The following is a 14205-nucleotide window of genomic DNA, read 5'->3' as shown; positions in this document are numbered from 1 at the left end:
CCCAGTATGTCTGATAAATTCGATTATTTTGTCGTGTTCGCCGAAATGCGCACCGGCTCGAACTTTCTTGAAAACAACCTCAATGCCTTCGACAGCTTTGACTGCCATGGGGAGGTGTTTAATCCCTACTTCATTGGCTACCCGAACCGCACCGAAATCTTGGGCATGACGCAAGCGATGCGGGATGCCGATCCGGCGCGGATGATCGAGGCGGTTAAAACAAACTCCAATGGTCTGGGTGGATTTCGGTTTTTCCATGACCATGATCGCAGGGTGCTGGATATCTGTCTGGATGATCCGCGCTGTGCCAAGATTATCCTGACCCGCAACCCGGTGGATAGCTATGTATCATGGAAGATTGACCAAGCGACGGGGCAGTGGAAACTGACCAACGTAAAGCGCCGCAAAGACAGCAGCATCAAGTTTGACGGGCCGGAGTTTGAAACGCACGTGTCGCAGTTGCAGAAGTTCCAAGTGTTTTTGCTGAACCGGCTGCAAATCACCGGCCAGACCGCGTTTTATGTCGATTACGACGATCTTCAGTCTGTCGAAATCATCAACGGGATGGCAACGTTTCTTGGCAGCGATGAACGGCTGGAGGCGCTTGATGCGTCGTTGAAAAAGCAAAACCCTAGCCCGCTTGAGGCCAAGGTGTCCAATTTCGATGAAATGGAACAGGCACTTTCAGGTTTGGACCCGTTCAATCTGTCGCGGACCCCGAATTTCGAACCCCGTCGCGGCCCTGCTGTGCCAGCATATGTGACATGTGCGCATGCGCCCTTGTTGTATATGCCCGTGCGTTCGGGCCCCGAGGCCGAAGTGCGCCAGTGGATGGCGGCGCTTGATGAAGTCCCGGAAGATACGCTGCCAACACATCTGAATCAAAAGGCTTTGCGCCAGTGGAAAAGACGCAACAAAGAGCACCGCAGTTTCACGGTTTTGCGTCACCCTGTTGCGCGTGCGCATGATGCGTTTTGTTCAAAAATCCTGTTGCAGGATCAGGGCAGCTATACTGATATCCGCAAGACCCTGCGCAATTTTCATAAACTTCCGATACCGGGTGGCGACTTGGGGCCTGACTATGACCGGCGTGCGCATAGAGCGGCATTTGTGGCTTTTTTAGAGTTTTTGCGCCTGAATCTGGCGGGCCAAACCAATATTCGAATTGATGCACATTGGGCGTCGCAAACAGCCGTTTTGCAAGGTATGGCGCAGTTTTCCGTGCCGGACATCGTGTTGCGCGAAGATGAAATGGCTAGCCAATTGCCAGCCTTGGCTGCCAAAGTGGGGTATCCCAAGGCACCCAAGCCGCCGGCTGCAGCCTCACAAGTTCCGTTTGAATTAAGCGATATCTATGACGCAGATATCGAGGCCTTGGTCAGCGATGTCTACCAGCGCGATTACATGATGTTCGGTTTTAAAGCCTGGCAATAGCAATGCCGGTCAGGCCGCTTGCGCGGCCTGCGCTTCGGTCACGATGGTATAAAGCGTTGCCGGATCGGTATTGGAGCGTAACTTGGCACAGACAGAGGGGTCGCGCAGGGTGCGCGACACCAAAGCCAACGCCTTGAGGTGTTCAACCCCTGCATCACTGGGCGCAAATAGCGCAAAAGCCAAATCCACAGGCTGTCGGTCGACCGCATCGAAATCAATCGGTTTTTCCAGCAGCACAAAGGCGCCAACCACGTCTGTCAATCCGTCCAACCGTGCATGTGGCAACGCAACGCCATTGCCCACGCCTGTTGGCCCAAGGCTTTCGCGTTCTTGTAGCGCTTCCACAGTGGTTGATTGGCTGACCCCGTAGACAGAACTGGCAATTCCGCCCAGTTCATGCATCAGTCGCTTCTTACTAGAGACAGCAGACAACACACGCACGGCCTCTGGCTTGAGGATGATAGACATATCCATTGGTACTCGATGCTCCGCCGGGCGCGACGCATTCACGCCCGGCCCTGTGCCTGTTTAGGGATCAATCCAGCCTATGTTACCGTCGTCGCGACGGTATACGACGTTCAGACCCTTATTCCCCTCGTTTCTGAAGACAAGAACAGGCAAACCGGAAAGTTCCATTTGCATAACCGCTTCACCGACCGAAAGTGCTGGAATTCGTGTTTCCATTTCCGCGACAATAATCGGCTGAAGGCTTTCCGGCTCCGAATCCCCATCTCCACTATCAGAAGCGAGGATATAAGAGGAAGCACCGGAAAGTTCAACCGGCTGCAGGCGTTCACGATGATGGTCTTTCAGCCGACGCTTGTAGCGCCTGAGCTGTTTTTCCATTTTATCGCAGCATTTGTCGAATGCCGAGTATATCTCGTGGGAATGCGCTTTGGCCTGAGCGGTCAAGCCCGTGGACAGGTGAACAGTCGCTTCGCATACGAACTCACTGGCGCTTTTGGAAAATATCACCAATGCATCTGTCGGGCGCTCTGCGTATTTGGCAACGGCCGCCCCAAGTTCGTCTTGAACATGCGTTTGCAGCGCGTCGCCGATATCGATCTGCTTACCACTGATTTGATAGCGCATCTTAGCTCCTTTATTTTACGATCCGGTCGCGTGCAGCACGTGCGATGGCACGGCTTTCGCTTATGTCCGAATGCGGGAAGAAGACATATCAGTGGATTGCCCAACCCCCTGCCCGCAAAGCGGGTCCAACGGGTAAATGCGGACAGAAGCCTGAAATGTCATACCCCAATTGAGGCGTTTTCGCAGTCAATTGTCAACTGAGATCGGACCCATAACGGTTCTATCGGCTGAAGCTTACGATATTCTGAAGTTGTCACCCAGATAGACACGGCGGACGTTTTCGTTCTCGACCACTTCGGCAGGGGTGCCTGACATCAAAACCTTGCCGTCGTGTAGAATATAAGCACGATCAACAATTTCCAGCGTTTCGCGTACATTGTGGTCGGTGATCAGAACGCCGATACCGCGCTTTTTCAGATCAGCCACCAGATGCCGGATATCCCCGACCGAAATCGGGTCAACGCCAGCAAAGGGTTCATCCAACAACAGATACTTTGGATGCGCGGCCAAGCACCGGGCAATTTCAACGCGGCGTCTTTCCCCACCTGACAGGGCCAGTGCGGGTGCGCGCCGCAAGTGTTCTATTGAAAACTCTGACAGCAACTCTTCCAACCGCTCGCGGCGTTTGTGGCGGTCGGGTTCGGAAATATCCAGAATTGCAAGAATGTTATCCTCGACCGAAAGACCGCGAAAAATTGACATTTCCTGCGGCAAGTAGCCGATTCCCATCTTTGCGCGGCGATACATGGGCAGGTTGGTAACGTCTTGCCCATCAATCAAAACGTGACCGCCTTCGGGATAAACCAACCCGGCCACGGCATAAAATGTCGTGGTTTTACCAGAGCCATTGGGGCCCAAAAGCGCGACAACCTCGCCCTGTTTCAAAGACAGCGACACATCGCGAATGACGACCCGTTTTTTATAGCTTTTGCGCAAGCTGCGCACTTCCAGCCCGCCGCTTTCATGTGCAATCTTAAGATCAGGGCCGGGCATATCCTTACTGCTCTTCAGGCTGCAAAACGGTTTTGACGCGTCCGGTCATGCGTGCCGTACCTGCATGGGTGTCGACGGCCATCTTGTCTGAGGTCAGGGCCTGCGGTCCTTGCACCAGCAAGACATTGCCGCGCAGTTCGATCATACCGCTGTCAATATCGTAATCGGCTTCGCGGCCTTCTGCCGCATCCTGACCGCTTACAATGGTGACCCCACCGCGCGCCTCCAGCCGTTGGATGCCACTTTGATCAGCTTTATAGACCACAAGCACACGCGGCGCGGACAACCGCATTTCGCCCTGACCGATAACGACGTTTCCGGTGAAAACAGCGGTATTGTCGTTTTGATTGACGTCCAGCGTTTCTGCGGTGACTTCGACAGGTAGATTGCTGTCCTGCTGGGTGTTTCCAAACGCAACCTGTGATCCTTGGGCAAGGCTGGAAACAGGCGCACTAAGACATAAAAGACAAGCAATCAGCCGGGGTAAACAGGTCACGTTTGATCAATCCTTTGGGTTCTGAGGTTGGTATATCAGCTTGACCCCATCTGTGAAAAGCAAATGTGCCGCATCTGTGCTGTCATCATTGCGCAAGACCATGCGACCGGCTTGCAGATTACCCGGTGGGCCCGAACCGCTAACCGGGCCGGGCGTGTCAGTGTAAAGCACATCGAAACGGGCATTCAAAACCTCGGTTTCAAGATCGAATCCCGTGCTGGACACAATTCGGACATCCCCAATCAACTGGACGGTGAACGCAGTGCTGTCGACCTTGGCTGACTGCGAGGTGATGTTGAACTTGCTGCCAGACTGCAGTTCGAGTGTGGCGTTGATCTGTTCGGCATGCACCTTGCTCATGTCATCGGTGTTGGGCACCGCTGATCTGGCGCGAACGGTGACCTGATCGCCTTCTTCCGTAACCCCTGAGAAGGTCGGGTTCGATGCGCCTTGCTCTGCGGCGCGTTTTTCGATGTCGATTTGCGAAACCGGCACAGAGCGGGTCGGATCAACCGTTCGCGACAGCAGGAAAAGTGTCGACAACAACCCAAGAGCGGCCAGCGGCAGGATGATTTTCATCCAAGCCACCAGTTTCGATTGAAGGTTGTTGTGTCTGGCCATGGATCAATGCGCGAAGATATCGATCTCGGGCCAACCGGCCAGATCAAGACTGGCCCGCATCGGCAGGAAATCGAAACAGGCTCGCGCCATCTCAACGCGGCCTTCCCGTGCCAGCATGCGATCTAGTTCATCCCGCAGGCGATGCAGGTACAAAACGTCTGACGCGGCATATTCCAACTGGGCTTTGGTCAGCTCGGGTGCCCCCCAATCTGACGATTGCTGCTGCTTTGAGACATCGACGCCCAGCAATTCCTGCAGAAGGTTTTTCAGACCATGCCGATCGGTATAGGTGCGCACCAGTTTGCTGGCGATTTTGGTGCAGTAGACCGGGGCCGCCAAAGCGCCAAAGGTGTTGTGCATCGCGGCGATATCGAAGCGCCCGAAATGAAACAGTTTCAGAATATCGGGATTTTCCAGCATTGCCTTTAGGCTCGGTGCCTCGGTCTGGCCTTTTTCGACCTGCACCAGGTGAGCATTGCCGTCACCGCCCGACATCTGGATCACGCATAGTCGGTCGCGATGCGGGTTCAGCCCCATCGTTTCGCAATCAATCGCCACAACCGGACCGAGGTCCAGATCAGCGGGGAGGTCGTTTTTATATAGATAATTCGTCATTTTCATTCCCTTCGTGGAGGGAATGGTGCCCAGGAGAGGACTCGAACCTCCACGTCCATACGGACACTAGCACCTGAAGCTAGCGCGTCTACCAATTCCGCCACCTGGGCAGGTGTCGTGCAGGGGCGTTTAGACCCGGCGCGTGACGGTGTCAACGTAGATTTTACCGAATGCCCTGTGCTGATCTTAGCACCTTGTTCAAAACACCTTTGCGGATTAGGAAGAGGGTGGATTTTTAGTTGGGAGGCCCACCTATGTCGAAACTCGTCACCATCTTCGGCGGATCGGGATTCGTCGGTCGTTACATCGCGCGCCGTTTGGCCAAGGAAGGCTGGCGAATTCGTGTTGCGGTGCGTCGTCCCAACGAAGCGATGCACGTGAAACCCTATGGCGCCGTCGGCCAGGTTGAGCCGGTGTTTTGCAACATCCGTGACGATGACAGCGTGCGCGCGGTATTGCATGGCGCAGATGCTGTGGTGAATTGCGTGGGCACCTTTGACCGCAACGGGAAAAATAATTTTGGCGCGGTTCAATATGAGGGGGCCGCACGCATCGCGCGTTTGGCGGCCGAGCTTGGCGCACAGCGTTTGGTGCAGATTTCGGCCATCGGTGCTGATTTGAACTCTGACAGCGTTTACGCCCAAACCAAAGCCAAGGGCGAAGCCGCGGTGTTGGAAGCATTTCCTGATGCGGTTATCCTGCGCCCATCCGTGGTTTTTGGACATGAAGACGCGTTTTTTAACCGGTTTGCCGGAATGACACGGTTTAGCCCGGTCTTGCCCGTCGTTGGTGCCGAGACCAAGTTTCAGCCGGTTTATGTGGATGATGTGGCCCAAGCCGCTGTCAAAGGCGTAACAGGCGACGCCGCGCCGGGAATTTATGAGCTGGGTGGCCCTGACGTGAAGACCTTCCGAGAGCTGATGCAGCAAATGCTGGGCGTGATCCGCCGCCGCCGTTTGATTGCGAACATCCCCTTTGGGATCGCGGCCATCATGGCGGCTGTCATGGAATTGGTGCAGACCATAACGCTCAAGCTGGTGCCGCCGCAGATCACCCGCGACCAAGTGCGCAGTCTTCGGGTTGATAACGTGGTGTCTGACGGTGCCAAGGGCTTTGAGGAGTTGGGCATACAGCCGGTTTCCATCGAGACAATTCTACCTGACTACCTGTGGCGTTTCCGGCCCGCCGGACAATATGAAGCGATCAAAGAATCGGCGTCAAACTTGCGCGCTGATTAAGTATAGGCCACCACCAACAGGATCAGGCCAAGCACGACACGGTAGATCACATAAGGTGTGAAGCTGACCCTGTTCAGTAGTTTCATCATGGCGCTTAGCGCAATGAGGGCGGATACAAAGGCCAACAGGGCCGCGATAAGCCCATCGCGCAGAACAGTCGTATTCGCTGTGATGACCGATTCAGCCCCAAGCAGAACACCGCTGGCGACTATCGTTGGAATAGACATCAACATCGCGATCTTGGCGGCATCGTGTCGCGTATAGCCCAAAAAGCGCGCGCCAGTGACCGTGATACCTGATCGTGAAGCGCCGGGGATCAGCGCCACGGCCTGCCATACGCCCATCACCATCGCGTCCTGAAGGTTCCATTTGGTATCGTCTTTTGTACGTGGGCCGGTTTGATCTGCCCAATACAGCACGATTCCAAAGATCAGCATGGCCCATCCGATAACCTCGATCGAACGCATTTCTGCGTCCAGCCCGGTTAGGTGCAGGATCAGCCCGAAAGCGACCACTGGAATGGATGCGATCAACAGCAACAGCGCAAGGCAGGCACCTTGGGTGTCGGCGCGCCCGATCATCAGGCGGGGTAGGCCGATCAGGGCCTGTCTGACATCAGGCCAAAAATACAACATCACCGCAAACAAGGTGCCGACATGAACCGCGACGTCGATCACTTGCCCTTGATCTTCAAGGCTGGTGAGCCCCGGCAAAAGAATCAGGTGGCCCGACGACGAGACCGGCAGAAATTCAGTTATGCCCTGAATGATGGCGACTAGAAACAAGTGGAACAACGGCATCGGGCATGTCCTGTGAAAAGTGACGCCCAAGCTATAAATCACTGAGAATTTTCGGAAACCCATGATTTAGGTCCGATACGGAATTAAAAAATGGTAAGAAGACAAGGTGGACAGGTATTTTGCCGCAAAATTTTCACATTAGGTCAGCACATGTGACTTTTCTTTGCTGTGGCAATCCAGTAAGGAGTCGCGGTGCTAGATCATTCCGGAGGCCATGCCATGGCAAAGCAACCGATGCTGACATTCGTATCCGTCCAGCGGGACATGCCCGAAAAGCGTGAAGCTGAGACGCGTCGTGAAGATTTTCACGAGATTTATGCCGAGTATGCCGACGCGAAAGCGAAAGAGCAGTCAAGCCGGTGCAGCCAATGTGGGGTGCCCTATTGTCAATCGCACTGCCCGTTGCACAACAACATCCCCGATTGGCTGCGGCTAACGGCGGAGGGCCGTTTGCAAGAGGCTTATGACGTCAGTCAGGCAACCAACACGTTTCCCGAAATCTGTGGGCGGATTTGCCCGCAGGATCGTTTGTGCGAAGGCAACTGCGTGATTGAGCAGTCGGGCCATGGCACCGTGACCATCGGCGCGGTCGAGAAATATATTACTGACACCGCATGGGACGAGGGCTGGGTCAAGCCTGTGACCCCGGCGCAGGAACGTCCAGAATCCGTTGGTATAATTGGCGCGGGTCCCGGTGGCCTGTCTGCGGCGGATGTGCTGCGCCGTGCCGGTGTGCAGGTGACTGTCTATGACCGCTATGATCGCGGCGGCGGTTTGATGACCTATGGTATTCCCGGCTTCAAGCTGGAAAAGGATGTGGTCATGCGCCGGATCGACCAACTGGAGCAGGGCGGCGTCGCGTTTGTGCTGAACTGTGATGTTGGCAAGGACATCACGTTTGAGGAAATACGCAACAAACACAATGCCGTTATGATCGCGACAGGTGTTTACAAAAGCCGTGATTTGCCCGGTCCGGGCGCGGGTGCAAAAGGTATCGTGCGGGCGATTGACTATCTGACAGCCAGCAACCGGCTGTGCTTTGGCGATACGGTTGAAGAATTTGAAAGCGGCGACTTGAACGCCGAGGGCAAGCAAGTTGTGGTGATCGGTGGCGGCGATACCGCGATGGACTGTGTCCGCACAGCGATCCGGCAGGGGGCCAAATCGGTCAAGTGCTTGTATCGTCGTGACCGCGACAACATGCCGGGCAGCCAGCGCGAAGTCCAAAATGCCGAAGAAGAAGGCGTGGTCTTTGAATGGCTGAGTGCGCCGCAAGGCTTTGCTGGTGATCCTGTCAGCGCGGTGAAGGTGCAAAAAATGCGCCTTGGTCAGCCTGATGCGACCGGGCGCCAAAGCCCCGAGCCAATCGAGGGCGCCGAGCATGACGAGCCTGCCGATCTGGTGATCAAGGCATTGGGCTTTGAGCCTGAAGACTTGCCTACCCTTTGGGGTCAACCGGAACTGGAAGTCACGCGCTGGGGCACCATCAAGGCCGAGTTTACCACCGGCAAGACAGCGATGGACGGCGTTTTTGCCGTGGGCGACATCGTGCGTGGCGCGTCATTGGTGGTTTGGGCCATCCGCGACGGTCGGGATTCAGCCGAGGCAATCCTTGACCATCTGAACGCCGCGCAATCCATCGCGGCCGAGTAGGACGTTCGGACCAAACGCCGATACGACCACCGCGCAAGCGTATATATTGAACAAACCTGCGCTGCACATGCGGGTCAGACAACAAACAGGGCGGCGGCCCTGACCCACCGGATGAAGGAAGGGTTACGAAAGATGACGAAACTGGATCTTAACTGGAAGGCCGAAGAAGAGGCCAAGCGCAAGTTTCTGGCCGAAAACGGCATGTACAGCGAGGAAGAAGAGCATTCGTCCTGTGGTGTTGGCTTGGTCGTGTCGATTAACGGCAAGCCCAGCCGCAAGGTGGTCGAGGCCGGGATCGACGCGCTGAAAGCGATCTGGCACCGCGGTGCCGTGGACGCCGATGGCAAAACCGGCGACGGTGCGGGCATTCATGTGCAGATTCCGGTGCCTTTCTTTTACGACCAGATCCGCCGCACCGGGCATGAGCCGCGCGAAGATCAGTTGATGGCCGTCGGTCAGGTGTTCCTGCCGCGCACCAATTTCGGCGCACAAGAGGCCTGCCGGACCATCGTGGAAACCGAAGTTCTGCGCATGGGCCACTCGATCTACGGCTGGCGGCATGTGCCGGTGGAAATCAGCTGTCTTGGCGAAAAGGCCAACGCCACGCGCCCCGAGATTGAACAGATCCTGATCTCGAATGCCAAAGGTATTGATGAAGAAACGTTTGAGCGTGAACTTTATGTCATCCGCCGCCGGATCGAAAAAGCGGCCGCTGCGCAAAGCATCAACGAAATGTATATCGCTTCGCTGTCGTGCCGCAGCATCATTTACAAGGGCATGATGCTGGCCGAACAGGTGGCCGAGTTCTATCCGGATTTGCAGGACGAGCGTTTCAAATCGGCCTTTGCGATCTATCATCAGCGGTATTCCACCAACACATTTCCGCAGTGGTGGTTGGCCCAGCCGTTTCGCATGTTGGCCCATAACGGCGAAATCAACACGCTGAAGGGCAATATCAACTGGATGAAAAGCCATGAAATTCGCATGGCAAGCAGCGCCTTTGGTGATTTGGCCGAGGATATCAAACCGATCATTCCCGGCGGGTCCAGCGATTCAGCCGCACTGGATTCAGTGTTCGAAGTGCTGGTGCGCGCGGGCCGCAATGCGCCCATGGCCAAAACCATGCTTGTGCCTGAAAGCTGGTCCAAGCAGGCAGAAGAACTGCCGCAGGCGTGGCGTGACATGTATTCCTATTGCAACTCGGTCATGGAGCCGTGGGACGGCCCCGCCGCCTTGGCGATGACAGATGGTCGCTGGGTCTGTGCCGGTCTTGATCGCAATGGCCTGCGCCCGATGCGTTACGTGGTCACCGGCGACGGTCTGGTGATTGCCGGGTCCGAGGCTGGAATGGTCCCGGTGGATGAATCCATGGTCAAGGAAAAGGGCGCATTGGGGCCGGGGCAGTTGCTTGCCGTCGATATGACCGATGGGAAATTGTATCACGACACCGACATCAAGGATAAGCTGGCGCATGCGCAGCCCTTTGGCGAATGGGTTGGCAAGATCAACGACATGGACGAGGTGCTGGCCGGCGTGTCCGAAGCGCCTTTGTTCACCGGTGGTGAGTTGCGCCGTCGCCAGATGGCGGCTGGATATTCGATTGAGGAAATCGAGACTATTCTTGCGCCAATGGCCGAAGACGCAAAAGAGGCCATTGCCAGCATGGGCGACGATACCCCGTCTGCCGTGTTGTCCAAAAAGTACCGCCCACTCAGCCATTATTTCCGCCAGAACTTCAGTCAGGTGACAAACCCGCCCATCGACAGCTTGCGCGAATTCCGGGTGATGAGCCTGAAAACACGGTTCGGGAACCTGAAGAACGTATTGGACGAATCCAGCGCACAGACGGAAATCGTGGTGCTGGAAAGCCCGTTTTTGGGCAATGCCCAGTGGGATGAATTGCTGCGCCAGTTCGACGGCGATGTTACGCAAATCGATTGCACCTTCGAGCCGGGCCAAGGCACCCTTCAGGCTGGCTTGGAGCGTATCCGCGCCGAGGCCGAGGATGCCGTGCGCAGCGGAGCCGGGCATTTGGTGCTCAGCGATCAGACATTGGGCGAGGGCCGGGTCGGCATGCCGATGATTCTGGCCACTAGCGCGGTACATTCGCATTTGACACGCAAGGGCCTGCGCACCTTCTGTTCGCTGAACGTGCGGTCGGCGGAATGTATTGATCCGCATTATTTCGCCGTTCTGATCGGTGCGGGGGCCACTGTGGTCAACGCCTATCTGGCCGAAGATACCTTGGCGGATCGGCTTGACCGCGGCCTGCTGGATGGCAGCCTGACCGAAGCGGTCGCGCGCTATCGTAATGCCATTGATCAGGGTCTTTTGAAGATCATGTCGAAGATGGGGATCAGCGTAATTTCATCTTATCGCGGCGGCTTGAATTTCGAGGCCGTGGGCCTGAGCCGGGCCATGTGCAACGAGTATTTCCCCGGGTTGACCAGCCGCATCAGCGGTATCGGCGTCAGCGGTATTCAGGCCAAGCTGGAACAAATTCATAGCGATGCCTTTGCCGGGGGCAAGGACGTGCTGCCGATCGGCGGATTCTACAAGATGCGCAAATCGGGCGAGACCCATGCATGGGGTGCGCAAACGATGCATATGATGCAGATGGCCTGTAACAAGGCGTCTTATGCGCTGTGGCAGCAATATTCCAAGGCGATGCAAGCCAACCCACCCATTCACTTGCGTGACCTGATGGCGATCAAGCCGATGGGTGAGGCGATTGCGCTGGAAGAAGTGGAAAGCGTCACCGCGATCCGTAAACGGTTTGTCACGCCGGGGATGTCCTTGGGCGCGCTTAGCCCCGAGGCCCACAAGACCCTAAATGTGGCGATGAACCGGATCGGCGCGCGCAGCGACAGCGGTGAAGGGGGCGAAGACCCCGCCCATTTCGTGCCCGAACCCAATGGCGACAACCCAAGCGCCAAGATCAAGCAGGTGGCGTCGGGCCGTTTTGGTGTCACGGCCGAATATCTGAACCAGTGCGAAGAGCTGGAAATAAAGGTGGCGCAAGGGGCCAAGCCCGGCGAGGGCGGCCAGCTACCGGGCATGAAGGTGACCGACCTGATCGCGCGGTTGCGCCATTCGACACCGGGCGTGACGCTGATTTCACCGCCGCCGCACCACGATATCTACAGTATCGAGGATCTGGCCCAGCTGATCTACGACCTCAAGCAGATCAACCCGGCGGTGAAGGTCACTGTCAAACTGGTCGCGCAATCCGGCGTCGGCACGATTGCCGCCGGTGTGGCCAAGGCCAAGGCCGATGTGATCTTGATCTCGGGGCACAATGGCGGCACGGGTGCTAGCCCGGCGACCAGCATCAAATATGCCGGTCTGCCGTGGGAAATGGGCCTGACCGAAGCGCATCAGGTGCTAAGCATGAACAAGCTGCGCGACCGGGTGACTTTGCGCACCGATGGCGGGCTGCGCACCGGGCGCGACATCGTGATGGCCGCGATGATGGGGGCCGAGGAATACGGCATCGGCACCGCCGCGCTGATCGCCATGGGCTGCATCATGGTGCGCCAGTGCCAGTCGAACACTTGCCCGGTAGGCGTTTGCACGCAGGATGAAGACTTGCGCGCCAAATTCACAGGCAATGCCGACAAGGTGGTGAACCTGATCACCTTCTATGCGCAGGAAGTGCGTGAAGTGCTGGCCAGCATTGGCGCGCGGTCACTGGATGAGGTGATTGGCCGGGCCGATCTGTTGACGCAGGTCAGCCGCGGCAGCGCGCATCTGGACGATCTGGACCTGAACCCGATGCTGATCACCGTCGAGGGGGCAAAGAATGCCCGCTATGATCGCACCCGCCCGCGGAACCCTGTGCCCGATACGCTGGACGCCGAGATTGTACGCGATGCGCAGCGGTTCCTTGAAGACGGCGAAAAGATGCAACTGCATTACGCGGTGCAGAATACGCACCGCACCGTCGGCACGCGTGTCTCAAGCCACATCGTGCGCAATTTCGGGATGCGCAACAGCCTGCAACCCGATCACCTGACCGTCAAGTTGACGGGCAGTGCCGGGCAGTCCTTGGGCGCGTTCGCGGCGCCGGGGCTCAAGCTGGAAGTGTCTGGCGATGCCAACGACTATGTTGGCAAGGGCCTGTCGGGCGGCGCGATCGTTGTGCGACCGCAGCAGCAAAGCCCGCTGGTGGCCGCTGACAACACGATCATCGGCAACACCGTGCTCTATGGCGCGACCGATGGCTATCTGTTTGCTGCTGGTCGTGCGGGCGAACGGTTTGCGGTACGTAACTCGGGCGCGAAAGTGGTGGTCGAGGGCTGTGGCAGCAACGGTTGTGAATATATGACCGGCGGTGTCGCAGTGATCCTGGGCAGTATTGGTGCGAATTTCGGAGCCGGGATGACGGGCGGTATGGCCTATCTGTACGACCCCGAGTGCACGTCGGCCAAACTGATCAATATGGAATCGTTGGTCACCTGCCCAGTCACGCAGGATCACTGGTTGGCTGAACTGGAAGGCCTTGTGCGCCGCCATGCCGAAGAAACAGGCAGCCGCAAGGCACGTGATCTGCTGCAATACTGGGATCTAGAGAAAAACAACTTTGTTCAGGTCTGCCCAAAAGAGATGTTGAACAAGCTAAGCCATCCGCTGGGCATCGAAGACAGCGCGATCCCCGCTGAGTAAGTCACGTACGATAACAGGAAAACCCCGCTTTGGCGTTGCCAGGCGGGGTTTTTACATGTCCTTTGAGTGTCTAAGAGTGACCGCTGCAGGTTTTGATATGGACCAGTGAGGTTTGCCAGAAGTCATTGCTATTGCGACAGCTTTGTACTTTTCTCGTATGGTTTAGCCCATAGCGAATAATTATTCTGGTGTAAGTGGATAGTAACCGGTGAAAACAGGTCCATTCACTCCTGACTTATGGAAACATCTTTAGCGTTTGCAGTGAATCCAATGAAACAGTGACCGCACTGACTGAGGCCGGGACCAAAGAGCTAACAGACATTATGCGCGCTGCACGCGTCACCATCAGAACCTAGTATAAGTTCATTGATTGCGTCACAGGTGATGCTTACCTACTGGCACATATCCAGGTTAAATTCGCGCAGTAGCAATGGCGCAGTTGTTATTACTCTATAGATATAATTCCAAATTGATATTTTTTTGTAGAAATACATTTTACAATCATAGCGTGCTTGTGGAATCTTAGAGCGTGTCGCCCCTGATCAGATTCAGGATTCCCATGATGCTTGCTTTGTGATTCCATGCTTTTGAGGCATAT

11 protein-coding genes and 1 tRNA gene are annotated in these 14205 nt (G+C 56.2%); 4 read left to right on the top strand and 8 right to left on the bottom strand.

The window, feature by feature from the left end; translation table 11 throughout:
* The first annotated feature begins 6 nt into the window (after nucleotides 1-6).
* Entirely contained in the window at nucleotides 7-1434 is a 1428-nt protein-coding gene (locus HAT86_RS01295; RefSeq protein ID WP_167192792.1) for a sulfotransferase family 2 domain-containing protein, read from the top strand.
* Nucleotides 1435-1443: 9 nt separating this feature from the next.
* Here HAT86_RS01295 and HAT86_RS01290 read toward each other — a convergent pair whose 3' ends face one another.
* The 7 genes from HAT86_RS01290 to HAT86_RS01260 all read right to left on the bottom strand — a co-directional run bounded on the left by HAT86_RS01290 (nucleotide 1444) and on the right by HAT86_RS01260 (nucleotide 5361).
* The gene (locus HAT86_RS01290; RefSeq protein ID WP_167192791.1) at nucleotides 1444-1908 is read right to left on the bottom strand and encodes a PTS sugar transporter subunit IIA; all 465 of its coding nucleotides are present in this window, start codon (nucleotides 1906-1908) and stop codon (nucleotides 1444-1446) included.
* 54 nt (nucleotides 1909-1962) lie between these two features.
* Complete coding sequence (gene hpf, locus HAT86_RS01285) at nucleotides 1963-2526, bottom strand: ribosome hibernation-promoting factor, HPF/YfiA family (RefSeq protein WP_167192790.1); 564 nt, start codon at nucleotides 2524-2526, stop codon at nucleotides 1963-1965.
* 234 nt (nucleotides 2527-2760) lie between these two features.
* Nucleotides 2761-3519 (bottom strand): LPS export ABC transporter ATP-binding protein, encoded by a 759-nt coding sequence (gene lptB, locus HAT86_RS01280; protein WP_167192789.1) that lies wholly within the window; start codon nucleotides 3517-3519, stop codon nucleotides 2761-2763.
* Between the two features lie 4 nt (nucleotides 3520-3523).
* Nucleotides 3524-4015: an LptA/OstA family protein gene (locus HAT86_RS01275; RefSeq protein ID WP_167192788.1), complete on the bottom strand. Its 492-nt coding sequence runs from the start codon at nucleotides 4013-4015 to the stop codon at nucleotides 3524-3526.
* A 6-nt stretch (nucleotides 4016-4021) separates the two neighbouring features.
* Complete coding sequence (gene lptC, locus HAT86_RS01270) at nucleotides 4022-4636, bottom strand: LPS export ABC transporter periplasmic protein LptC (protein ID WP_167192787.1); 615 nt, start codon at nucleotides 4634-4636, stop codon at nucleotides 4022-4024.
* A 3-nt stretch (nucleotides 4637-4639) separates the two neighbouring features.
* Nucleotides 4640-5251 carry a ribonuclease D gene (locus HAT86_RS01265; protein WP_167192786.1) on the bottom strand — a complete coding sequence of 204 codons (612 nt, stop codon included), beginning with the start codon at nucleotides 5249-5251 and terminating at the stop codon, nucleotides 4640-4642.
* Between the two features lie 23 nt (nucleotides 5252-5274).
* Nucleotides 5275-5361: transfer RNA gene (locus HAT86_RS01260), tRNA-Leu, on the bottom strand.
* Nucleotides 5362-5505: 144 nt separating this feature from the next.
* Between HAT86_RS01260 and HAT86_RS01255 the strand changes: the two genes are divergently transcribed.
* Nucleotides 5506-6489 carry a complex I NDUFA9 subunit family protein gene (locus HAT86_RS01255; RefSeq protein WP_167192785.1) on the top strand — a complete coding sequence of 328 codons (984 nt, stop codon included), beginning with the start codon at nucleotides 5506-5508 and terminating at the stop codon, nucleotides 6487-6489.
* On the opposite strand, the gene HAT86_RS01250 is transcribed toward HAT86_RS01255, so the two are convergent.
* Nucleotides 6486-7289: an undecaprenyl-diphosphate phosphatase gene (locus HAT86_RS01250; protein WP_167192784.1), complete on the bottom strand. Its 804-nt coding sequence runs from the start codon at nucleotides 7287-7289 to the stop codon at nucleotides 6486-6488. The genes HAT86_RS01255 and HAT86_RS01250 overlap by 4 nt on opposite strands.
* A 219-nt stretch (nucleotides 7290-7508) precedes the next feature.
* Between HAT86_RS01250 and HAT86_RS01245 the strand changes: the two genes are divergently transcribed.
* Together HAT86_RS01245 and gltB are read left to right on the top strand one after the other, a co-directional pair.
* Entirely contained in the window at nucleotides 7509-8942 is a 1434-nt protein-coding gene (locus tag HAT86_RS01245) for an NAD(P)-dependent oxidoreductase (RefSeq protein WP_167192783.1), read from the top strand.
* A gap of 132 nt (nucleotides 8943-9074) precedes the next feature.
* Nucleotides 9075-13607, top strand: coding sequence for a glutamate synthase large subunit (gene gltB, locus HAT86_RS01240; RefSeq protein ID WP_167192782.1), 4533 nt, complete (start codon nucleotides 9075-9077; stop codon nucleotides 13605-13607).
* The last annotated feature ends 598 nt before the right edge of the window (nucleotides 13608-14205 follow it).

The organism is Roseovarius gahaiensis (assembly GCF_011601345.1).
GTDB lineage: Bacteria > Pseudomonadota > Alphaproteobacteria > Rhodobacterales > Rhodobacteraceae > Roseovarius > Roseovarius gahaiensis.
This window is presented reverse-complemented; position numbering and strand designations above follow the sequence as displayed.